The sequence below is a fragment of the Longitalea luteola genome (assembly GCF_017356035.1).
Taxonomy (GTDB): domain Bacteria; phylum Bacteroidota; class Bacteroidia; order Chitinophagales; family Chitinophagaceae; genus Niastella; species Niastella luteola.
In genome coordinates, this window is the sequence record NZ_JAFIQX010000001.1 from 850,071 (window position 1) to 871,831 (window position 21,761).

A 21,761-nucleotide genomic window follows, 5' to 3' on the forward strand; every position below is an offset into this window, starting at 1 on the left:
TCATTGTTCCGCGGCAGGCTTTATATGCGATTTATTTCAAATGCTTCGTTCGTAATTCCTTTGCGAAATATGGATAAGTATTCGCGTTTATGGCTTGCTTAGTAGTTTTCCGTTCGTAGCTTTAGCCCGTGATTTTGTTGTCTTTAATCCGATCCGATTGGAAGCTGGAAGGTGGCTTTCCAGCCAGTCGCCTCCGATCAACTTTATCCGATGCACATGATTCATTCCCGCATATCCTGCCTCGTATAGGCCGATCATGATCAAATATTTTTGGTCGGCCTTGCAGGATGTTTGTCTGTTTTTTGCAAACAATTAGCCTAGATGCCCGCAGATTTTGCAAGTAGTGACCCGCGATTTTTCTTCAAGCATTCTTAATATGCTGCCCCGGAGGTTTTTTCTGAATTTAAGTTCGACTGAATATTTTTCAGTTATTTATTAAATCGACATCCTAAAAAGGATTTCCTGGCCGCATTTTTAAACATTTAGATAATGTGTATATGTGGCTGATCTCGATGAAGATGGGACAAAAAAATCCCCCGACTGGTCGGGGGATTGCGTGTATAGTATGTTTTTAGATCTGGACAATCCTTTTTTTCTTACAGGCTTTGGAGCATTCCTTTTTCTTTTGCTGTTCCATTTTCCTGAGCTGCTCATGCTGCATCAGCCGGTCCATTAAGATCTGTTGCTGCGCCTGTTTTATTTTTTCCTGTTGCAGTGCCCGTTCGTGCTGATAGTTCTTCAACCGAACGATGTAGGCATTCTGCATTTGTTGAATCTGAGTATTGGCTTCCGCCAGGGCATTTTCAGTAGCCGTATTCAACTGTTTCCAGTCAATCTGTTGCACGGCTTTTTGAATTTCCTGTTGGATCTGGGCAATATTGATGGTCATGCCCTGCGCTTCAAACACCTGTTCCAGCTTTTTCCAGTCAACCTGCTGTAATGCCTGCATGGATCTTTCCATGGCTACTTTAGCCCTGACGTCATCAGCGGTCATAATGTATTTCTTGGGCAGCGAGGTATCTTCTACTGCCTGAAAATAAAAACTGCTTCCCGGAACATAGGGAAACACCTGTTGTGGCACGGGCGGCTGGGGAACCGGCATATTCTCCGGCAGGGAATAGGCAATGATCTCAGCATTGTTTACAAATGCCGCCATTCCGTCCAGCTCTTCGGGCAGCTCTTCCAGTTGTTTTGAAAGGGCGGCCAGTTTCGCTTCGGCGGTGAGCTCGATGAGTTGCTCCAGCTTTTTATAAGGATCCTTTTGTTCGGTACACGTTTCTTTTTTGCTTTTCTCTGCCTCATCAGCGGGCGCAGGTTCAACGGCCACAACAACCGGTTCGTCTTTTTGTGGCTGATCGGCCCGAACGGGCGGTGTTGTAAACACCTGCACCGCTTCAAATGCCATTGGCTGTGCGGGCGCCGGTTTCAATTTTTTTACGATCACGTTGCCTGGATTATACCAGCCGATAAAGGCGATCAGCAGGGTCGAAAGGAGGTAGGCTACCAGTTTCTGATTAAATGGATTGATTACCGGTTCATTACCCAGGATGCGTTTTACCCGGTTCAGTAAAAAGAATTTGTCTTTACCGGTTGCTGCCAGGGCCAGGGCATTGGTATCAATCCGGTTTTGTTCCAGGGTCAGCAGGGCACGGGCATAACTCTGCGGTTCATAGCAGAATTGCAAAACGAGATCATCGCAGCAGTTTTCCCGCTCTTTGCGAATGATACCGGTAAGCAGGCGGGCAAACGGGTTAAAGAAAAGGATCACATCCACGCAGGCAATGAGCAGGTTTACAAGGTAGTCGTTGCGGCGGATATGATTCAACTCATGCAGAATGATGGCTTCCGCCTGTTTCAGCGTAAGGTGATTTACGGCCGCCACAGGCAGTAAGATCACCGGCTTGAAAATACCGAGGGTTACCGGCGTATCCACCAGGTTCGACAGCCAGATCTGCACTTTCTTTTTGATACCTATTTGTTGTACCGCCTGTTGCAGGAAGGTTCGCCATTCAGGATGTGCTTTTTGCAAACCCGTGGTAAACAGTCGCTGTGTGTGGCGGTATTGGAAATAAAATCGAATGAAAAGGAACGCCGCTGCCAGCAGATAGGCCAGTGATAAAAAGGGCAGGGCCGGTTCGAACCAATGAGAGATCACGCCGGGCAAGGTATTGCCTGCCGTGGCCGGATCGTTTTCTGTTACATACAAGGTGATCACCTGCGGACCGTTGGCAGCTTCGTAAAGGTTCATCACCAGCGTGATCAGGAACCAGAGCGAACCGCCGGCCAGGGTTAAAAGTGCAAGTGTATGTCGCTGACGGGATAGCAATTTTCTACCATTCCTGGTAAGCGCCATGTACACCAGCCATAACAAAGCCATTTGCCATAAGCTGTTCAGTAATGCCCATCCCAATGCTTTAAGGAAAGCCGATTGGTACAACAGATTCATCTGTAAATATTTTATCATTTTTGGCAAGATGCCCGCCCCGGTCAAAGGGGCAAGACGGGAGGCGATGACCTGTAAGGTCCTCCTGGCAGGTCATCCGTTTATCAGACCTGTCAGGTGCAATTGGCCTGGCTGGCAAACACAAGCTGAAAAGATGCACCTTACAGGTCAGCCCCACGGTTATTGTTTTTTAAGATTGTCAAGAACTTTCTGGATCTCCTCCAGCTCTTCGGCCGATGCTTTGTGATTACCCAGGGCCTGCATAACCAGTTCTCCGGGCGAACCGCCAAACAGGGTATCGATCATCTTGTTTAAAAGATGCTTTTGGGTTTTTTCTTTGGTTACTGCGGCCTGGTAAATGTGCGTCTTGATGGAATCATCACGTTTTACCAGTCCTTTTTCATGCATGATCTGCATTAGTTTCAGGGTCGTGGTGTATCCAGCCTCTTTGGTTTGCAACAATTCTTCATGCACTTCCCGTACACTGGCGTTCCCTTTTTTCCATAGGATCTGCAGGATCTCCAACTCGCTTTCTGTGGGTTTTATAGTTTTTGTAGTAGCCATATTAGAACAACATTTGACTAAAAATACGACAAATTTCGTAAGGTTTTGTTAAGACAATTTAAATAAACGAATTTTTTCGTGGATGCTAATTCCGATGGGTGGTTGCAGGGAATGATGAGTAATGACTGCTGACCGGCGCAGAATTTCGTTGAGGTCGGTGAAAAAGCGGGCGAAAGTTATAAGACTATGACTTTCAAAGTAAAAGCGGTTTCTATAGAATAAACTGTGTCAGATGGGCGTCGTGTCAATTCATTTTCTTTTAAGCTCTTCCTTCATTTGCCTGGCTGTTTTACTGGTTCCGTTATGGCTCCAGCCGGGTGGGCGCAGCAGGTAATTGATCGCGTTCCGCAAAGACCCCGATCGCCGGGCCTGGCAGAACATATCGCTCCATTCCCTGAAGGCGATCTGTACGGGATTGAACGTATTGATGTTTTTGGTGAGCCCATAAACGGGCCGTTCTTCTTCCTGCTGAAAAGTGCCGAATAGCCGGTCCCAGATAATGAGCACACCGCCGTGATTCTTATCGAGGTATTTGAGGTTACTGCCATGGTGCACACGGTGGTGGGAGGGGGTATTGAAAATAAATTCAATGGGCCGGGGCAACAGATTGATCGCCTCGGTATGGATCCAGAACTGGTAGATCAGGCTGACCTGCTGCATCAACAGCACGACAAAAGGATGAAAGCCTACCAGGGGCATCCACATCCAGAAAATAAAACTGCCCGTGAGGTTGCCCGTCCAGGTTTGCCGCAGCGCGGTCGACAGGTTATATCGTTGGGAAGAATGGTGTACTACATGGGAAGCCCAGAACCAGCGCATGTTGTGAGACGTATAATGAAACCAGTAGTAGGAGAGATCGTCGGCAAAAAAGGCCAGCACCCACATCCACCACGTGAAAGGCAGGGTAAACAGGCGGACCTTATACACCAGCATAAAGGCGGCCAGAACCACCAGTTTTGCCAGCAGGCCCGAAACAACATTGCCGATGCCCATGGCCAGACTGCTGAACGTATCTTTAATCTCATAATATTCCTTTTGTTCCTTCCAGGAATACCATGCTTCCAGCAGCAACAGAACCACAAAGCCGGGTATTGCAAAATACAGGATCTCCGGGGCCATAGGCAAGCAGTTTAATGGAGCAATTCAGAAACAAAAGTAGATTTTTTCTACATGAACCGAACGGTAATGGGCTGTACTTTGGTACATTGCTGGTATAAATGCGGTAAATAAACACTGAGTGCCTATAAAGTGTTAATAGTCATTACAGTCCCTTTACCAGCCAATTTGAATTATGCCTGTATCGCTCAGATATATTATATATTGTTGTTGTTTCACCGGTATTATGTCGGGGGTGTATGGGCAGGACAGTACAAAGCGGAAGAGGTCGGTTGGCTCGCTGGCCCGAGAAGTTTACCGCAACTTTCTGGTAACAGACAATACAAGCCAGGATTCCACTTTCTTTCAAAAAAGTGAAGAAAGCTTCCGGCCATTCACTGGTAAGGTCATCCGGCGGATCGTCATCCGCAATTTGTCATTTGGCGAAAATGTGAACGATACGGCTCATTCCATTATCAGCGCGCTCACAAGAACGGCCGACCGGCTGCAAACCAATACCCAGGATTGGGTGATCAGGGAATTGCTGTTTATCAAAAAGGGACAACTGGTAGATCCTTACCGGCTGGCCGATAATGAACGTTTTTTGCGCGATCAGAATTTTATCAAGGACGCCCGCATCATTCTTCGGCGAACAAGCCACGAAGATTCAGTGGATGTGCACGTCCGGTTGCGCGATGTGTTTAGTTGGGGTGCAGAAGTACGAGCGTCAGGTATAAAAGATTTTCAGCTTTCTCTATATGACGCCAATTTCCTGGGTATGGCCCAACGGCTTGAACTGACCGGTCTGTATGACCGAACACGCAAGCCGGTGATCGGTCCGCAGATCATGTACCGGAAAACCAGCATCTTCGGTTCTTTTATTAATGTAGATGCTGCGTACACAACGATCGACAGGGGTGCTTCATTAGGTTTCGAAAATGAAAGGGCATATTACATTAAGCTCGACCGGCCTTTATATACCCCCAACGCCCGTTTTGCCGGGGGACTTGAATTAAGCTGGAACCAGAGTACCAACGTGTATCAAAAAACTACCGATCAATTCAGCGAATATAAATACCAGTTAGGTGATGCGTGGCTGGGTTACAACATCGGCATATATAAGCAAAAGAAAAGCGGGGAGGACAGCCGTCGGCGCCGTTTTGTGTCAGCGCGGTATTTCGATCAGCGATTTATTCAACCACCGAAGCTGGATTCGTTCGACACCCGTTATGTTGACAAACGTTACGTGTTGGGACAATTCACCTGGTATAAGATAAATTTCTACCGTACGAATTATATATACGGGTTTGGAAGAACGGAAGATATTCCGGTTGGGATGATGCGTAAGGTAACTGTTGGTCCGGCCCGGGTCGACAGCCTGCATCGATTATATATAGGGTGGGAGTACGATCACTGGCTGGTTGATAAGCGGCAGAATTACTGGAGCTATACGCTGGCGCTTGGCACTAATTTGTATAAAAAAGAATGGCAGGACAACAGTGCCTTTTTGAATTTTTCCTGGTACAGCCGCCTATTTGATTTTGGTAAGTTCAAGCTCAGGCAATTTTCCAATATAAGTTATTCAGCGATCTATAATCATAAGGTATATGAACCATTGTATATAAACAATGAGTTTGGTCTTAACCGATTCAGTACCGACAGTGTACGCGCTACCCAGCGGGTGTCGGCAGGTACGGAAACCAGTTTGTATACGCGGTGGCGTGTGCTGGGTTTCAGAATAGGATTTTTTGCTTTTGGCAGGGCTGCGTTAATGACGCCTAAAGAAACCGGCGTATTCAGAGGTGGCTTTTTCCCGGCTGTTGGTGGCGGTATTCGTACCCGGAACGAGAACCTGATCTTTGGTACGATCGAAGCGCGGTTTACCTGGTTCCCCCGTACTTTATACGATGTAAATAATATAACGGTTACGGTTCACAGTAACCTGCGTGTTCGCTTTACAGGATCGTTTGTTCAACCGCCGTGGTTTGCATTGTTACGGTAATGACAAATGTGATGATCCCGCAGAGCGGGACAAGTTGTGATGATGTGATAATGTGATGATGTGATAATTTGATAATGGAAATACAATGAATGGTGTGGGTAAGGAGCATTCCCCCTTTAGGGGGTAGTATTGGGGTAAAAAAAAGGGTCCCCGATGTAGAAACATGGGGACGTTGGTATTTGGTATGATATAGTGCCTTAAGTTGTTACTAACAAAGATAATGGCGTTGTTTGAATATTTTGAGAATTTTTTTTGGAATTCTCAATTAATCTTTTTTTCTATTGTATAAGTGTTTGTTATATCACGGTTATGGTCAGGTATTACGGTTTTCTTTTCTGTATGTACAGTATGCGTATCACCGTTACTATAGATCTGAGCCAGGCTGGGCGCGATAACCAGCGAAACAATAGACATCAGTTTGATCAGGATATTCATTGATGGACCTGATGTATCTTTAAAAGGATCACCAACGGTATCACCGGTTACAGATGCTTTATGCGGCTCACTTTTTTTGTAGTAGATCTGGCCATTGATATCAACACCTTTCTCAAAAGATTTCTTGGCGTTATCCCATGCGCCACCGGCATTGTTCTGGAACATACCCATCAGTACGCCACTAACGGTAGCACCGGCCAGGAATCCACCCAATGCTTCGGGGCCCAGTAAGAAACCTATGATGAGCGGAGACACAATAGCGATAGCGCCCGGCAACATCATTTTTTTGATAGAAGCGTCGGTAGAGATCGCAACGCATTTATCATACTCCGGTTTGCCTTTTCCTTCCATGATACCAGGAATGGTTTTGAACTGGCGGCGTACTTCTTCTACCATCGCCATGGCTGCCTGTCCAACAGCGCGAATAGCCAGGGCTGAGAAGATAAACGGTATCATGCCCCCTACAAACAGGGCAGCCAGTACATCGGCTTTATAGATATTGATGCCCGGGATCCTGGCAACACCAACAAATGCGGCAAACAGGGCCAGCGCCGTGAGGGCTGCAGAAGCGATCGCAAAACCTTTACCGGTAGCTGCCGTTGTGTTACCAACCGCATCCAGTACGTCGGTCTTCTCTCGCACTTCACCGGGTAATTCGCTCATTTCCGCAATACCACCGGCGTTATCGGCAATAGGTCCAAACGCATCGATCGCCAATTGCATGGCTGTGGTGGCCATCATACCAGCGGCAGCGATGCCAACGCCGTATAAACCGGCGCATTGGTAAGAACCCCAGATGCCGCCCGCCAGTACCAGGATAGGTAAGAGGGTAGATTCCATACCTACCGCCAGACCACCGATCACGTTGGTAGCATGACCGGTACCTGATTGCCGCACGATGCTTAACACCGGGCGTTTACCCATGGCTGTATAATATTCGGTAATAATGCTCATTAATGTTCCTACTACCAGGCCCACTACAATGGCGCCTAGGATGCCTTCGCGGGTGAATGTTTTGGCGCCTTCTATAAGTGAACCGTTAACGGTGTCACGTACCAGGTGAAATTCACCGGCAGGCAGGATCCAGAACACCAGCGCGATGGAGGCAATGGCAGTAAGGATGATGGAGCCCCAGTTACCCATGTTCAGCGCTTTTTGCACGGTGTTGGTATTAACGCCGGCAGATTCGCTGATGCGTACAAACAGGGTTCCTACAATGGAAAATAAGATACCTACACCGGCGATGAGCATAGGCAGTAAGATTAGCGAGTAACCACCGAACTGGTCCTCCACTACTGCTTCCTGGCCCAGTACCATGGTGGCTAAGACAGTGGCCACATAAGAACCGAACAGGTCGGCGCCCATACCGGCCACGTCACCAACGTTATCGCCCACGTTATCGGCAATGGTAGCCGGGTTACGGGGATCATCTTCAGGAATACCTGCTTCCACTTTACCTACCAGGTCAGCACCCACGTCGGCAGCTTTGGTATAAATACCGCCGCCTACACGGGCAAACAGGGCTATTGATTCAGCTCCCAGTGAAAAGCCGGTAAGCACTTCAATGGTTCTGATCATCTCCTCTGAGTTCACGGCTGCTTCGGGAGCAAAGAGTACTTTCAGGATGATAAACAAACCGCTTAAACCCAACACGGCCAAACCGGCAACACCCAAACCCATAACAGAGCCGCCGGTAAAGGATACGGCCAGGGCTTTGCTTAAGCTGGTGCGGGCTGCATGTGCCGTGCGAACATTGGCTTTGGTGGCAACGCGCATACCGATATAACCGGCAGTAGCGCTGAATACCGCCCCAATGACAAAAGCGATGGCTATTGCCCAGTGTGAATTGGGATTTGCGCTGGCCATAACGCCAAGCAACAGGGCTACAATTACAACGAAGTAGCCCAGAATTTTCCATTCTGCCCGTAAAAAGGCCATTGCGCCTTGTGCTATGTATGTGCTGATTTCTTTCATGCGGTCGGAGCCCGCTTCTTGTTTGGAAACCCAGTTAAATTTGATGAAAGTATACAGCAAGCCGATGATACCCATGATGGGCACTAGATAGAACAGTTTGTCCATAGTTTTGATTTCGTAATCGCTAGATTTTTTTGAAGTAAACAAAAATAGGGGAAAACGCCCTAAAAACGAAAACAGTTCTGGCTTTCAGCGAATTCCGCTCAATGTGATAATATGATAATTAGCAAATGTGATAATGCCTTCCCCATTACATGACCACAAAAAAGTAAAAACTCGCGCTGGTTTTACCAATTTAACTGGTCCCTTGCGCGAGCTCTGTATAAGAAAAGCAGACTAAATTATTGTATTCCAATTATCACATTATCAAATTATCACATTAGCTAATTTTTCTTCTTCAGTCCTTTCAACAAACCTTTCACTTTGTCTTCCGCGCTTTGTTTAATGTCTTTCTTTGCACTGTCTTTGGTGGCGGCTGTATCCTTCTGGCCAAATACCTGTTTGGCGATATAATCCTTCGCCGCCTGCTTGGCCTCGTTCTTTACCGATTGCATGGTGTCCTTAGCGGCGCTTTTGGCGGCGGCCATGGCGCTGTCGGCAGCAGCTTTTTTTGCCGCCAACAGTTCCTGGGCCTGGTCTTTCATTTCGTCGGCCAGGCTGTTACCCGAACCGGCCAGGTCGGTTTTGATGCTGGGGTTATTGATGGAACCGCCCACGTTTACTTTAAAACTGATCATCTCGCTGAGCTTAATGGGAATGCCTTTGTTGCTGGCCTGTGTTGCCAGGCTATTGGCCAGGGCATTGGCCTTGCTGCCCAGCTTTTCCCGCGGTACTTTCATGTTGATCACATAATCGATCGACTGATCGAGCCCATGTTTACCGCCGATCTCCATATCCATATCCTGCACTTTTACGTGGAAAGGTTTTACAAACACTTTTCCGTCGGCTATATCAAAATAGCTTTTCACATCCTTTAAGTTAATTGCTTTCAGGCTGTTGATGTCAAAGGTATTGGCCAGTTTTTCGAGCGGTGGAAATTTATTCAGCATACCTTCCAGCAACAGGAGCGAGCCATTGCCGGTAAGCGTCGTAAGGTCGGGCATCATGGTTTCGCCCAGTTTGCCGTTCATGGTGAGCTTGGAAGATAATTTGCCCGAAATGAACTGTCCGATCGGCATCAGTTTCTGGAATGTGTTGAAGGCAAAAAAGGATTTTTGAATGTCCAGGTTCTGAATGTCATAGGTAAGCGAAATGGCTGGCTTCTTTTTGCTTAGTTTGGTAGAGTAGGTGCCGCCAAGGGCAATGTTTCCGTCGAGCGCCTGCATTTTCACATCTTTCATGCTCACGGTCTCATCTTTTATCGCCAGCGTACCCGCAATATTGTTGTAATCTACCTTGTCGTATTTTACGCTGCCTGCTTTCGCATTGAGCGTAAGGTTAATGTTTTTGGGAACAGCAAACGGTTCGCCCGCAGCCGCCGTTGGCGTGGTTGCTGCGGTATCCTTTGCTGCGGGGGCAGGCGCTGTAGTTGAAGCGCTGGTGGTACCCATTAATTTGTTCAGGTCTACTTTATCGGCGGAAACATTCAATACACCGGCCAGCGTTTCGTCTTTCAACGCATACCCGATGAGGTTATCAAAGCTGCCGTTGGCGTTAAAATTGGTTCCCTGAAAGCTGCCGGTTACATCGTTCACCGTTACATTCTTTGGATTAAATGTGAGCAGGGTGTTTTTGAGGTTAACACCGTCGGGATAGTCCTTTGATCTGTAACTTACGTTGGTAACCTGTACGGTGCCTGCTGTTTGTATGGCATCATACTGGCTCTTATCGATAAATGATTTTTTGCCTTTAACCGCTACATTGGCCTGCAGGTTACCTGCCAGCGAGGTGCCCGGTTCAAATGTATAGAACTGCGCAACGTTGGCCAGGTTAAAACTTCCTTTGACGGTACCATCAAAATAAGGGTCAGAAGCCAATGTCCTGAGCAACAGCGTAAGATCGATCACATCTTTTCCGATCTCTGCGTGTGCGGCGGGAATTTGTATTACCGCATGGTCTGCCACACCATCGGGACTTTCAAAATTGATCCGGGCGCTGGTATTCTGGATCGGTTGCGGAAAATCCTTCGATGCATAATACAGCTTGTTGATGTTAACAAAGCCTTTGGCAGTGAATTCTCCCGGTTGTTGTTTTTGTACAACGGCCAGGCTGCCCTTAGCCTGGACATCCGCGTCAACGGTGCCCGCCAGTTTTGTGCCGGGCAGCTTTATGAACTGGGTAATGCCGGCCAGGTCGAGGTGGCCTTTCGCAGCCGCATCGATATACTGGGTCGTCATAGGCTTTTGGAACAGTACATGAAAATCGAAAGGATCGTTGCCAAATTCAATATGGCCTTTCAGTATGTTTATAACGGTGTTATCAATTGCGCCGTCTTTATTAAATGCGTTCAGCTGGATGTTTACATTTTTAACCGGCTTGGGCAGATCGGGGTACTGGAAGAAGCCATTCTGTATATCCAGTGTAACATTGAAGGCAGGCAGCTGGTTGCCGCTGTAGGTACCTTTTACCGTACCGTTAAAAAGGGCTTTCCCGCTTGTTTTAATCTTTTCGAAGTCTGTCTGGTAAACGGCCGGGATCAATGACAGAATGCTTTTAAAGTCGGTTGAAGGCGCTTTAAAGCTTAGATCCATATTGTAAGTGCTGTCGTTCACCAGCTGAAAAAAGCCTGCTGTCGCCAGTTTCAGATCGTTCAGCGCTATTTCGTCTGTATTCCAGGTGTATTTGCTGTTTTTGGCATCTACCTCAATATCCAGGTCAATGCCGGTTTTGGTATGCCTGAGGTAGGGAATACCACCATAAACAAAGGTAACCCCGTCGGCCTTCGTGTTGGTTTTAAGCGTAAACAGGTCGCTGGTGAAATCGCCGCTGCCCTCGTGGGTAAGGTTAACCAGCTCTGTATGCATGCCGGTACTGGCATCATCGTATTTGATGTATGCATTATTGATGGCATAATGCTGCAGGTTCATCTGGAAGGCCGATGAACTGGTATCTGTTGGCGTGGTGGTGGCGGTGTCGGGTTTGGCTATGTCCCAGTTGGCTTTGCCTTCTTTGGTAACAATGGCATGAATCCGCGGTTCGTCTATATTAACCGAATAAATTTTCATATTCTTGCCGCCGATTACGCTGAACAGGTTAACAGCTACATCAATTTCTTTGGCGCTGATGAGCGTGTCCTTGGCAAAAACATCGGTGCCAACTACCTGCAGGTCTTCAAGCGCTACGGATACCCGGGGAAAGTGGCGGAAGAAGGAGAGGTTAAGGTCGCTGAAATTAACATTGGCGTTTATATTCCTGTTGATCTGCTCTTTGGCGATGGCAATGATCTTGCCTTTGAAAATGAAAGGGGCCACGAACAGGATAACGATCAGGACGGCCAGTGAAATGCCGGTGATCTTGGCGATTTTTTTAAGCATAGGTAATTGGTTTACTTGCAATTATCTGTTATGTGAAGATAGTTTAAGTAATTCAATTCTCTAATTAGAGTTTAATTATTATTTAATTAGAGGTCAATTTAATAGATCATGATACGTTCACTGTTTAAATATATCAATTAATTAGAACATGACTCCCGAAAGACGTGCCCGCCTGCTGGCAGTACTGAATAAGCGGCAAAGTGATTTAACAGTAGTGCTTGAGAATGTATTTGACCCGCATAATATTTCAGCTGTAATGCGTACCTGTGATGCAGTAGGCGTGCAGGAAGTATATGTGCTGAACACCAGGATCCCACGCCATAAAAAATGGGGGGCGAAAAGCAGCAGCAGTGCCGCCAAATGGCTTTCCGTTCATCAGTTCACCAATGCCGAAGAATGCTTTGCTGCCTTGCGGCAGAAATATGACAGGATTTTAACTACCCACCTTAGCAGTGATGCCGTTAATTTATACGATATTGATTTTACCGGGCGTATTGCGCTGGTGTTTGGTAATGAGCATTCGGGTGTTAGTGATGAGATCAGGGCCCTGGCTGATGGTAATTTCATTATTCCGCAGGTAGGCATTATAAAATCGCTGAACATCTCTGTGGCGTGTGCGGTTACGCTGTATGAAGCGCAACGGCAAAAGAAACTGGCAGGACATTACGATAGCTGCCGTTTACCACAACCTCAGTTGAATGAGCTGCTCGATAAATGGGGATTTGAAGAACCATAGTTCAAAGTTCACAGTTCACAGTTCAAAGTTCAAAGTTCACAGTTCAAAATTCATAGTTCATAGTTCTTTAGTTCTTTAGTTATTCAGTTGTTCAGTTATTAAGTTGTTAGGCTAATTGGTTCGAGTTAGCTTAATACTTAAACTTAAAACTTAAAACTTATTGGATGAAAGGTTTAATGATATCAATTTGTTTGTTACTGATTACGGTAACAGTGTTTTCCCAAACCATTAAAAAGGTAAAGATCACTGAAGTGGAAGAGTACATAAAGAACAGCGACCATCCGCTGGTGGTTAATTGCTGGGCTACCTGGTGCGCTCCCTGTGTGGAGGAAATTCCTTATTTTATGGAGACCGTAAAAAAGTACAGCGATCAGAAAGTAGAGCTGTTGCTGATCAGTATCGACTTTGCTACATCATATCCATCCAAGATACAGGAGTTGATAAATAAGAAGCAATTCGATGCTACTTTCTTCTGGCTTAACGAAACCAATGCCGATTATTTTTGTCCGAAGATAGATCCCAAATGGGATGGTACATTGCCTTCAACTGTATTCATAAATAACAAAACCGTTTACCGGCAATTTTATGGGCGGCCTATGACCGACAGGCAGATTGAATTGGAGGTAAGTAAACTTACGGGAGTGAAAAAATAATGTGATAATGTGATGATGTGATAATCCCGACTAAAATCCGGGACAGGTTGTGATGATGCAATGTGCCTCGATGTGCAGAAACGTAAGGGAAGAGGGCATACGCAGGATAAAAAAATGCACATTGAGCGTTTTGCGTTCGGCGTTAAGCGTTTTGCGTTAAGCGTTCGGCGTTTGTTACTCAATGTGCATGTTTAGTACGAAAAATAAACCCTACTGTTTCAGACTTTTCTGAATAGCTTTTGCTGAATCAAGGTGTTTCCTGAGTGTAGGCAGCTTTTGCGATGCAAAAGTTTTTATGTCAGGGTCAGTACCATTTTCAGCTGCTTTTTCAAATGCATTGATATCATCCTGGTGGTCATCAACCATCATCTTCATATAAGCCCGGTCAAAATCTGCACCTTTCTTTTTGCTCAGGTCTTCGTAATGGTCTTTATGTTCTCCCTCCAGTTCTTTACGTAAATTTAAATTTTTCCGTTGTGCGATCGACTGTAGCTCATTGTTAGCTTCTGAATGTTCACGCACCATCATTTCAGCAAAGTTCTTTACGCGTGCATTGGTTGCTCTTTCCTGGGCGAGTTTACCTAACTGAACTTCAGCCATCCCGCCCATGGCAGCTTCATTCATGAATTTCTGCGTGCGATCATCTAGCGCTCCGCGGTTTGCTTCTCCAGTAGTACCCACTCCAGTTTCTCCTGTGGTGCCAACTCCTGCCCGCGCAGAATCACCAGCCATATCGCGGTCCATATCCCGGTCTACACCGGTGTTAGTTGGCGCTGATCTTATAGCGCCTGTTGAATCTGCGTTTGTACCATCGTTATTTGTCGGACTTTGGCAGGCAAACATCGTGGTCATCGCGCACACTGCGAAAGAATAAAAAATTGTTGTTTTCATTTGAACTATTTTTTGGTGTTTTTAAAAGTTTAGCGGCAGCGGATTGTAGAGGTTGATGTATGAGCAGCATATTTTATGCCTTGCCACATTGTAGCATTGTAAACGTCATAATATGAAGGGGTGAAGTGAACACATTGCCAGCACTGGGGAGTAAATTCAACAGGTAAATTGTGGTGCTTAAGCGAGTACAACATTGATAATGGAAGACTGAAGTCGGAGGCCTGAAGCCGGAGGTCGGAAGTCTGAAGTCTGAAGTCGGAGGTCTGAAGTGGAGGTCTTAGGTTGGAGCGTTTTGCATTTTGCATTTGCGTTTTGCGTTAAGCGTTCAGCGTTTTGCGTTCTGCATAAAAAATCCCGCCAGTGGCGGGATTGTACAGATTTTAAAAACGGGACTTATTGGTGTTATGAAATTCTCTTAATACTACAACCAACCGATCTGGATTGTTTAACAGATACTTCTTTTCCGCTCACTACTTCATTCATTGCTTCTTTTAAATGTACCCGGGTAACTCCGGCTGCATCGGATGGACTGTCATCAATAGCGCCATGATATACCAGCTTTCCATTTTTATCGAACAGAAAACACTCAGGTGTACGGGTGGCTCCAAATGCATCGGCCAGCTCATTGTTTTTATCTTCTGCATAATACCAGTTGTACCCTTGTCCTTTCGCATACTCCTGCATGGCAGCCAGTGACTCGGAGCTCTTGCGGTTAGCTTCATTAGAATTCAATAGAACCACACCAATGTTTTGCTTTGAGGCAAACTGACAGATTTCCCTGGTACGGGTCTGATTGTTGATCACAACAGGGCAGGTATTACAACTAAACATTACCAGCAAACCGTTTTCTTTCTTAGCCTCATTCAACGTTACTTCTTTGCCGGAAATATCTTTTAACTTATTGTCTGCTTTGGGAACGACTGACCCCAATGGTAATGGGTCTTTCATAGTAAACGATAAAAACACCATTGCGGGTAACAGCAATAAGCTGGTCATTGTTTTTTTCATCTGACATCTTTTTAAAGGTTATTAACAGGGCCGGAGGGAATTTACCTAAATTAAGATCTTCATACTGGATATGCTCATGAAAATTTTAAATGGAGCTTTCAACGTAACAGATCACTTCAAATGCAGCTATGCAAAGTTTACTAAAAAATGGTGGTTTTACCTAGTTAATTCTGCCAGGCGGTTCTAAAAATTTTATTAAAAAATGGGGAATATTTTTAATGTGTGCTTTGGTTTTCGGTAGTTGGGTTTTGGATGTATTCTTTGGGTCTTGTTTTTTGGTATTTGGGATTTCTTATACCCGGTCATGAAGAATGAGATCGTCACTTGTGTCGTGATGCACCTGCTTCTGCCGCTCAACCGACATGGCCTTAATGGAATGTATACTTACATTCAGCTCATACCCGATGAGCAATACCAGCGAATTGATGTAAATGATGATCATCAACACAATGATGGTACCAATGGACCCATACAGCGCATTGTACTTGCCAAAATTGTTTACAAATATTGAAAAGCCAACGGTAGTGAGGATGCTTAAGAAGGTGGCCAGTATGGCGCCGGGCGATAACAGTTTCCATCGCTTCTGTATAGCCGGCGCGTATTTATAAATGAAGGCGATGGCATAAAAGATCAGGGCAATGATGAAGAGCCATCTGAATACACCGATGAAGGCCAGTACCGCAGCGTTCCTGATACCTAAAAACTTCAGCACAGCGCTCTGTGCAATGAGAAGCAGCAGGCAGCCCAGGATCAGTCCCATCAGGAGAATAGTAAGTTTAATGGCCACCATGCGCGCATTCAGGCCCGTGCGTTTTTCGAATCCGATATAATTCTTATTGAAGGAACGCATTAAGCCCATCATTCCATTGGAAGCAAAAAAGATGAGTAACAGGAAACCGAATGACAGTAATGCTATATGATCTTCTTTAAAAAAGCTGTCGACAAAACTGATGATCCCCTTGTTATATGTGTCGGCAGGAATAATATCCCTGATGATGACATGCAATTGCCGTTTAACCTGTCCGCGCCTTACGAAAGGCAATTGCGGGATCAGGGTGAACAGGAACAGACAGGAGGGCGGAATGGACATGATAAAGTTATAGGATATGGCCGATGCCCTTTCCGTTAATCCCACGCGGCGTACCTGTTCTTTAAAGAACATCATTACATCGTACAGCGGCACACCGTCGAATCCGGGCAATATTGTCTTCTTGCTTTTTTCAGTAAAAAAGCGGATAGGAGGTGAGTTTAATATAATTCGTTCTACGTTCATTCAGGGGATTCAAGATCTTGCTGAGCGGCTGCTCTTTTCTGTTGTTCAATATCCAGTGCTTTCTGAAACTCCTTGGCAACCTTCAGGTGTTGATCATAGGTTTCGGTATACACGTGCCGGCCGGAAAAATCACTTTTGGCTACAAAATAAAGATAATTCGTTTGTGGTGACTGTAAAACTGCATCGAGGGTTTGCAGCGACGGGGTACAGATGGGTCCCGGCGGCAAACCTGTATTCATGTAAGTATTGTAAGGCGATTCAACCGTGAGGTATTTTAAATAAATACGCTTTAGGGTAAAATCTTTCATGGCAAATTTAATGGTAGGATCCGCCTGCAGGCGCATGCCTTTGCGTAAGCGGTTGAGGTATACACTGGCAATCGTGTCTTTTTCTTCGAGGTCGTTGGTCTCTTCTTCTACAATTGATGCCAGCGTATAGGCCATAGCGGGTGTGAGGCCCTGTTTACGCGCCTGCTCGCGCCGGGCATCGGTCCATACCTTTTTGTATTCGTTATAGAACTTGTTGAAGATCGTATGTATGGATGCGTTCCAGAAATAGGTGTAGGTATTCGGATAGATCATGGCCATGACGGTATTGCTATCGAACCCGTATGGCTGCAGGGTATCGGGGTTCGTCATCCAGGCTATCACATCCGCAGAATCTACCTCCATTTTGCGGCCCAGGAAGCCGGCCAGGTTCTCTTTCGTGCGCAGTTTGGTAATAATGAGCTTTACCGGGGCCTGGGTGCCATTGCGCAATAACCGCGAAATGTCCATCAGGCTCATGCCCTGCTTAATTTCGTAACGGCCGGCTTTCAGCTTTTCGGGTACACCCAGCCGGGTCGCCAGCAGGTCGAGGGCGGCGGGACTTTTTACAAGATTGCTGTCACGGAAAGTCTTTAATACTTCGGGCCAGGTCGCATGACCGGTGCGTATATAGAGGTATTTCGATTTTTGGTTGAATGCGGTGTTGGCTGTAAAGAATAACCATCCGGCAAAGGCGGCTGCCAGCACTGCTATAATCAGAACGCTTGTGACCAGTTTTCTGAACATGGGATATAGATTATTTTTTTATCATCTGTTGCTTCATCTCCTGGCTGTAGGTGCAATAACTATGCTAATAGTCAATTGGGAATGGTCAATGGTGAATAGAACCCCCTTTTTCGAGGGTAATAACGTAATCGGCAAGCAGAAATTTTATGAGGCTATTGACGATTAACCATTGCCCATTCACCATTCACCAAAATAAAAAACCCTGCCCGAAAAAAGACAGGGTTGAGCTAATTTTTTACAATCTATTATTTCGCCGGAGCGGGTGTATTTTGTAAAGGTGAACCACTGGCAGGAGCGGGGGCTGTAGCTGCCGGCCTTGCATTTACCGGTTCGCGGCTGCTGCTTTTACCTGCAGGGATAAAAAATGCCGAGAACAGGCATAACAGGGCAATTGCAATTGCCATAACCCAGGTACCTTTTTCCAGTACATCGGTTGTTTGTTTCACACCCATGAACTGGCTGTTGAAACCGGCAATGTTACCGGCCAATCCGCCGCCTTTGGGGTTTTGGATCAGGATAAACAACCCGATGGCCACACTAGCTATAATAATAAGTACCAGGAACAAATACGTCATGTCACTGTGCTTTTAATTGTTCAATTCTGCCCGCAAAATAAGGGCTTTTGGCGGGATTAAGCAAACTTAATTTCTCGTATACCCGGATGGCTTTGGCGGCGTTTCCCTGCTTGGCCCAAACTTCGGCCATTGCTTCGGTCAATACCTCTTTTTCTTCTACCGAATGTTCGGCAATGCGCTGAATGCTTTGGTTCGTCACTTCGTCGAGCGAAGTGTTTGTTTCTATGGGACCACCGATCCGCTTCATGCTGCGCAGCCAGTCGGTAAAACTTTTCATTTTTTTACCCAGCCGGTCTTTGAGATCATCCTGCATCAATTTAACGCCCTGCGACGCAAAATAGTCTATGGTATGATAAGATTCAAAGATCGGTTCACCAGGGTCAACGGCGGTCTGGCCTTCCAGTTTGCCGGGGGTTAAGCTATAAGGCTGGGGTTGAACCGGTGCTGCTGAGGCGGCAACGGCCGGCTGTTCTGCTGCTGCAGTAATGGCGGCCGATTCTTCTTTACTATTTTCAGTAACGGCTGTAACCGGTTGTTCTTCAAGATCGATCCCGGTTGCCGCTGCTTCCCCGATGGCGATCTCGGCCGGTGGCATTTCAGCGTTCACTGCAGTCTCTTCTGCCGGTGTTGCAACCGTTGTTGAATCGGTAACGGCAGCTATTTCTTCCGGTGCTATTTCCACTGCAGGAACAACTTCATCCTGCTCCCTTGCTTTTTCAATGTCAAGCGGTGTTGCTTCCACTGCCGGAACGATCTCATCTTCGGTTCGGGCCTGTTCCACTTCCAGTGGGGTTGCTTCCACGGCTGGCACAATTTCATCCTGTTCCCTTGCTTTTTCTACCTCTAATGGCGTTGCTTCTATGGCGGGAACTATGTCATCGATCTCTGTATTCTCTTTGGTAGTGGCAGATGCGCTCAAAGCTTCTTCGGAGATGCTTACTGCATGCCCGGCCGGTCCCGCCGTATTTTCTTCTGCCAGCTGGCTGCTTTCTGCGATGGCTACCGCGGAAGCTGTTTCCAGCGTGGCCTCCTCGGTTTGCTCAAGCGATCCAATTTCAGCTGCCTGCTCTTCTTCGGGGGCCACCTGTTCAACCAGGGAGCCGTCTTCATTCACCTGCAGACTGATGCCTTCTGCTTCCGGCATTTCAGCAGCAGCTGCTGCTGGTTGTTCGGCAGCCGGTTGTTCTGTAACAGGTGTTTCTTCTGGTACGCCGGTCGCCGATGCCTGAATGGCCGATCCTTCCTGATTCTCTTCCTCTGCTGGCGGAGCAGTATAGTTTGCCTGCCCGGTTTTCGGCATTTGAACCACGATCCTGAATCCCGGCTGCTGCATAGGCTCTTCAGTCCTGGGCATGGCAGGGGCTTCTTCTTTCTGATCTAACTGCCAGCGCAGCCATAAGCTGTTATGAAAGTATAGGGAAGCCTGTTGGCACTGCTCATAATTATCATAAGAACCACTGTCTTTCAGCTTCTTGGCGTACAGGAATTGTCCCACCGCTGCATAAGGATAATCATCCGTGAACTGCTTCAGTTCCTGCACGGTTACCTGTTCGAATGAGTCCTTATCAAAAAGGTGCTTTACCAGCGTTTGGATATGATATTGCATTATACCAGCTTACCAGTTTGAAAAAATACGGTTGAAAATTTCATCCACCACGTTCTTGATGATGGTTTCATTTAACTGGGCCTCTGCCTGCGTAATAGTCAGGTTGGCCGAATAATCGAAGTTACGGGAAACATCGGCTTCAAAGTTCTTTGAAGGGTCTAAGTTGTTTTTAAAAACAACATGCACTGTTACGGTAAGCCGCTGGCCGGCAGCCTGCTGGTCCGAAATCGCTGATGTAGTAACATTGTACCCGGTGATGGTACCGCCAATGTCGTAATGGGCATCATCCGTTTGCACCCCTGTTAACCGGGTTTGACCGGTGATCTTCTGGCGTAATTTATCGGTGATCTGTGGACTTAATATCGGATTCACATACCGGGCCCTGTTCTCAATCAATTGTACCCGGTAGGTTTTTACATCCTGGGGGATAGAACCGATGTCTTTGAATGAGTAACAACCGGCAAACAACAGGACAATTGGCAATAGACAATAGACCATAGACAATCTTATTCGTTGTCCATTGCCAGTTGTCAATTGTCCATTGATTTTATCATTCTTTAATGTCATATTCCTTTAATTTACGGTACAGTGTCCTTTCACTGATACCCAGATCGAGGGCGGCGTCCTTACGTTTGCCTTTATGTTTTTTAAGTGCTTTTTCGATCAGTTCTTTTTCCTTGTCCATGATGTTGAGCGACTCATCTACCTCTTCATGATGATGAATATCTTCATTGTCATGGTGGATCATTACCGGCTGCTGTTGAACAGGCCCTACGGGCTGTACGTATGCGGCGGGCAACAGTTCTTTTGTTTTCAGCTCATTTATTAATGACTGGTTCTGCACGGCAGTACCCGGATTCTGCAAGATATCGACAAACATCTTTTTCAGTTCGGTCACGTCCTTTTTCATATCAAAAAAGAGCTTGTACAGGATCTCGCGTTCGTTGGCGAATTCATGGCCATTGGAAACGGGGCTACCACTGGCGTGGGCCAGCACCGGTAAACGATTAAAATCGCGGTTAGGCAGGAACCGTTTCACCTCATTGGCCGAAACCAGTTTGTCTGATGCCAGTACCGAGATCTGCTCTGCAATATTCTTCAATTCGCGCACATTACCGGGCCAGGGGTAGTTAATTAACACATCTTTTGCCTCATCATCCAACTGCACCGGGGTGGTTTTATATCGCTCTGCAAAATCAACACAGAATCGTCTGAACAGGAGCGGTATGTCCTCGGGCCGGTCGCGCAAGGCAGGTACCCTGATAGGTACGGTGCTTAAGCGGTAATACAGGTCTTCCCTGAATTTGCCGTTTTGCGTGTAAGTAAGCAGGTCTTTGTTAGTGGCTGCTACTACCCGTACATCTGTTTTCTGCACTTTGGAAGAACCTACTCTGATAAACTCGCCGGTTTCAAGCACACGCAGCAGCCGGGCCTGGGTGCCGAGCGGCATTTCACCGATCTCATCCAGGAAGATGGTACCTCCGTTCACGGTTTCAAAATAGCCTTTGCGCGCATCTACAGCTCCCGTAAATGAACCCTTTTCATGGCCGAACAGTTCCGAATCGATAGTGCCTTCGGGTATCGCGCCGCAGTTAACAGCAATGAAAGGATTGTGTTTACGAGCCGATAAAGCATGAATGATCACTGAAAATGCTTCTTTACCTACGCCACTTTCACCGGTGATCAGCACGGTAAGATCGGTATTGCTTACCTGTGCAGCTACCTGCAGGGCAAAGTTCAATGCCGGCGAATTACCAATAATGCCGAACCTGTTTTTGATGCTTTGAATATCCACTTGACTACTAATTTTTCAGATACCCTCTGCGTTTATCATGTAATGATTCTGCATGAAGGTGATCCGGATTATTTTAATCAGGGCCATGCCCTGTATATGTCATTTTAATACATGCCCTCTGTAGTATAGGGCCGGTTTATGCTGTTGGCGTTTGGAGCTGGCAGTTTGCCTGCCGGCAGGCTGGTT

General features: G+C 46.6%; 16 protein-coding genes. 3 read left to right on the forward strand and 13 right to left on the reverse strand.

All coding sequences use genetic code 11. The features are described from left to right. Window positions 1-571: 571 nt before the first annotated feature. From JUB15_RS03240 to JUB15_RS03250, 3 genes are all read right to left on the reverse strand, one after another. On the reverse strand, window positions 572-2,446 hold the full coding sequence (locus tag JUB15_RS03240; RefSeq protein ID WP_207510877.1) for a M56 family metallopeptidase: 1,875 nt from the start codon (window positions 2,444-2,446) through the stop codon (window positions 572-574). A 177-nt stretch (window positions 2,447-2,623) separates the two neighbouring features. After that, window positions 2,624-3,007, reverse strand: a complete 384-nt coding sequence (locus JUB15_RS03245) for a BlaI/MecI/CopY family transcriptional regulator (protein WP_207510878.1) — start codon at window positions 3,005-3,007, stop codon at window positions 2,624-2,626. A gap of 249 nt (window positions 3,008-3,256) precedes the next feature. Next, window positions 3,257-4,126: a sterol desaturase family protein gene (locus JUB15_RS03250; RefSeq protein ID WP_207510879.1), complete on the reverse strand. Its 870-nt coding sequence runs from the start codon at window positions 4,124-4,126 to the stop codon at window positions 3,257-3,259. 223 nt (window positions 4,127-4,349) lie between these two features. Between JUB15_RS03250 and JUB15_RS03255 the strand changes: the two genes are divergently transcribed. Then, window positions 4,350-6,104, forward strand: coding sequence for a BamA/TamA family outer membrane protein (locus JUB15_RS03255; protein WP_207510880.1), 1,755 nt, complete (start codon window positions 4,350-4,352; stop codon window positions 6,102-6,104). A gap of 261 nt (window positions 6,105-6,365) precedes the next feature. Here JUB15_RS03255 and JUB15_RS03260 read toward each other — a convergent pair whose 3' ends face one another. Both JUB15_RS03260 and JUB15_RS03265 read right to left on the reverse strand, forming a co-directional pair. Next, complete coding sequence (locus JUB15_RS03260; RefSeq protein WP_207510881.1) at window positions 6,366-8,618, reverse strand: sodium-translocating pyrophosphatase; 2,253 nt, start codon at window positions 8,616-8,618, stop codon at window positions 6,366-6,368. A gap of 278 nt (window positions 8,619-8,896) precedes the next feature. Continuing rightward, window positions 8,897-11,986: an AsmA-like C-terminal region-containing protein gene (locus JUB15_RS03265; RefSeq protein ID WP_207510882.1), complete on the reverse strand. Its 3,090-nt coding sequence runs from the start codon at window positions 11,984-11,986 to the stop codon at window positions 8,897-8,899. Window positions 11,987-12,134: 148 nt separating this feature from the next. Here JUB15_RS03265 and JUB15_RS03270 point away from each other — a divergent pair, with 148 nt between their 5' ends. Together JUB15_RS03270 and JUB15_RS03275 are read left to right on the forward strand one after the other, a co-directional pair. Next, complete coding sequence (locus tag JUB15_RS03270; RefSeq protein WP_207510883.1) at window positions 12,135-12,722, forward strand: TrmH family RNA methyltransferase; 588 nt, start codon at window positions 12,135-12,137, stop codon at window positions 12,720-12,722. Window positions 12,723-12,913: 191 nt separating this feature from the next. Beyond that, a complete protein-coding gene (locus tag JUB15_RS03275; RefSeq protein ID WP_207510884.1) occupies window positions 12,914-13,375 on the forward strand; it encodes a TlpA disulfide reductase family protein in 462 nt (153 codons plus the stop codon). A 210-nt stretch (window positions 13,376-13,585) separates the two neighbouring features. On the opposite strand, the gene JUB15_RS03280 is transcribed toward JUB15_RS03275, so the two are convergent. The 8 genes from JUB15_RS03280 to JUB15_RS03315 form a co-directional block, all read right to left on the reverse strand. Continuing rightward, window positions 13,586-14,266 carry a DUF4142 domain-containing protein gene (locus tag JUB15_RS03280; RefSeq protein ID WP_207510885.1) on the reverse strand — a complete coding sequence of 227 codons (681 nt, stop codon included), beginning with the start codon at window positions 14,264-14,266 and terminating at the stop codon, window positions 13,586-13,588. Between the two features lie 402 nt (window positions 14,267-14,668). Continuing rightward, window positions 14,669-15,274: a thioredoxin family protein gene (locus JUB15_RS03285; RefSeq protein ID WP_207510886.1), complete on the reverse strand. Its 606-nt coding sequence runs from the start codon at window positions 15,272-15,274 to the stop codon at window positions 14,669-14,671. 292 nt (window positions 15,275-15,566) lie between these two features. Beyond that, window positions 15,567-16,547, reverse strand: coding sequence for a YihY/virulence factor BrkB family protein (locus tag JUB15_RS03290; RefSeq protein ID WP_207510887.1), 981 nt, complete (start codon window positions 16,545-16,547; stop codon window positions 15,567-15,569). Then, the gene (mltG, locus tag JUB15_RS03295) at window positions 16,544-17,599 is read right to left on the reverse strand and encodes an endolytic transglycosylase MltG (RefSeq protein ID WP_207510888.1); all 1,056 of its coding nucleotides are present in this window, start codon (window positions 17,597-17,599) and stop codon (window positions 16,544-16,546) included. The genes JUB15_RS03290 and mltG overlap by 4 nt, the downstream gene beginning before the upstream one ends. A gap of 245 nt (window positions 17,600-17,844) precedes the next feature. After that, a complete protein-coding gene (gene secG, locus JUB15_RS03300) occupies window positions 17,845-18,174 on the reverse strand; it encodes a preprotein translocase subunit SecG (protein WP_207510889.1) in 330 nt (109 codons plus the stop codon). A 1-nt stretch (window position 18,175) separates the two neighbouring features. Beyond that, window positions 18,176-19,780, reverse strand: a complete 1,605-nt coding sequence (locus JUB15_RS03305) for a DUF8458 domain-containing protein (RefSeq protein ID WP_207510890.1) — start codon at window positions 19,778-19,780, stop codon at window positions 18,176-18,178. 9 nt (window positions 19,781-19,789) lie between these two features. Then, window positions 19,790-20,347, reverse strand: a complete 558-nt coding sequence (gene lptE, locus JUB15_RS03310) for an LPS assembly lipoprotein LptE (protein ID WP_242696172.1) — start codon at window positions 20,345-20,347, stop codon at window positions 19,790-19,792. Continuing rightward, the gene (locus JUB15_RS03315; RefSeq protein WP_207510891.1) at window positions 20,331-21,575 is read right to left on the reverse strand and encodes a sigma-54 interaction domain-containing protein; all 1,245 of its coding nucleotides are present in this window, start codon (window positions 21,573-21,575) and stop codon (window positions 20,331-20,333) included. Before JUB15_RS03315 ends, lptE begins: the two co-directional genes overlap by 17 nt. Window positions 21,576-21,761 lie beyond the last annotated feature (186 nt).

What these genes read in the sequence shown, in the direction of transcription:
- JUB15_RS03240 (WP_207510877.1), bottom strand. Translation starts at nt 2,446, where the DNA reads ATGAATCTGTTGTACCAATCGGCTTTCCTTAAAGCATTGGGATGGGCA.
- JUB15_RS03245 (WP_207510878.1), bottom strand. Translation starts at nt 3,007, where the DNA reads ATGGCTACTACAAAAACTATAAAACCCACAGAAAGCGAGTTGGAGATC.
- JUB15_RS03250 (WP_207510879.1), bottom strand. Translation starts at nt 4,126, where the DNA reads ATGGCCCCGGAGATCCTGTATTTTGCAATACCCGGCTTTGTGGTTCTG.
- JUB15_RS03255 (WP_207510880.1), top strand. Translation starts at nt 4,350, where the DNA reads ATGTCGGGGGTGTATGGGCAGGACAGTACAAAGCGGAAGAGGTCGGTT.
- JUB15_RS03260 (WP_207510881.1), bottom strand. Translation starts at nt 8,618, where the DNA reads ATGGACAAACTGTTCTATCTAGTGCCCATCATGGGTATCATCGGCTTG.
- JUB15_RS03265 (WP_207510882.1), bottom strand. Translation starts at nt 11,986, where the DNA reads ATGCTTAAAAAAATCGCCAAGATCACCGGCATTTCACTGGCCGTCCTG.
- JUB15_RS03270 (WP_207510883.1), top strand. Translation starts at nt 12,135, where the DNA reads ATGACTCCCGAAAGACGTGCCCGCCTGCTGGCAGTACTGAATAAGCGG.
- JUB15_RS03280 (WP_207510885.1), bottom strand. Translation starts at nt 14,266, where the DNA reads ATGAAAACAACAATTTTTTATTCTTTCGCAGTGTGCGCGATGACCACG.
- JUB15_RS03285 (WP_207510886.1), bottom strand. Translation starts at nt 15,274, where the DNA reads ATGAAAAAAACAATGACCAGCTTATTGCTGTTACCCGCAATGGTGTTT.
- JUB15_RS03290 (WP_207510887.1), bottom strand. Translation starts at nt 16,547, where the DNA reads ATGAACGTAGAACGAATTATATTAAACTCACCTCCTATCCGCTTTTTT.
- mltG (WP_207510888.1), bottom strand. Translation starts at nt 17,599, where the DNA reads ATGTTCAGAAAACTGGTCACAAGCGTTCTGATTATAGCAGTGCTGGCA.
- secG (WP_207510889.1), bottom strand. Translation starts at nt 18,174, where the DNA reads ATGACGTATTTGTTCCTGGTACTTATTATTATAGCTAGTGTGGCCATC.
- JUB15_RS03305 (WP_207510890.1), bottom strand. Translation starts at nt 19,780, where the DNA reads ATGCAATATCATATCCAAACGCTGGTAAAGCACCTTTTTGATAAGGAC.
- lptE (WP_242696172.1), bottom strand. Translation starts at nt 20,347, where the DNA reads ATGACATTAAAGAATGATAAAATCAATGGACAATTGACAACTGGCAAT.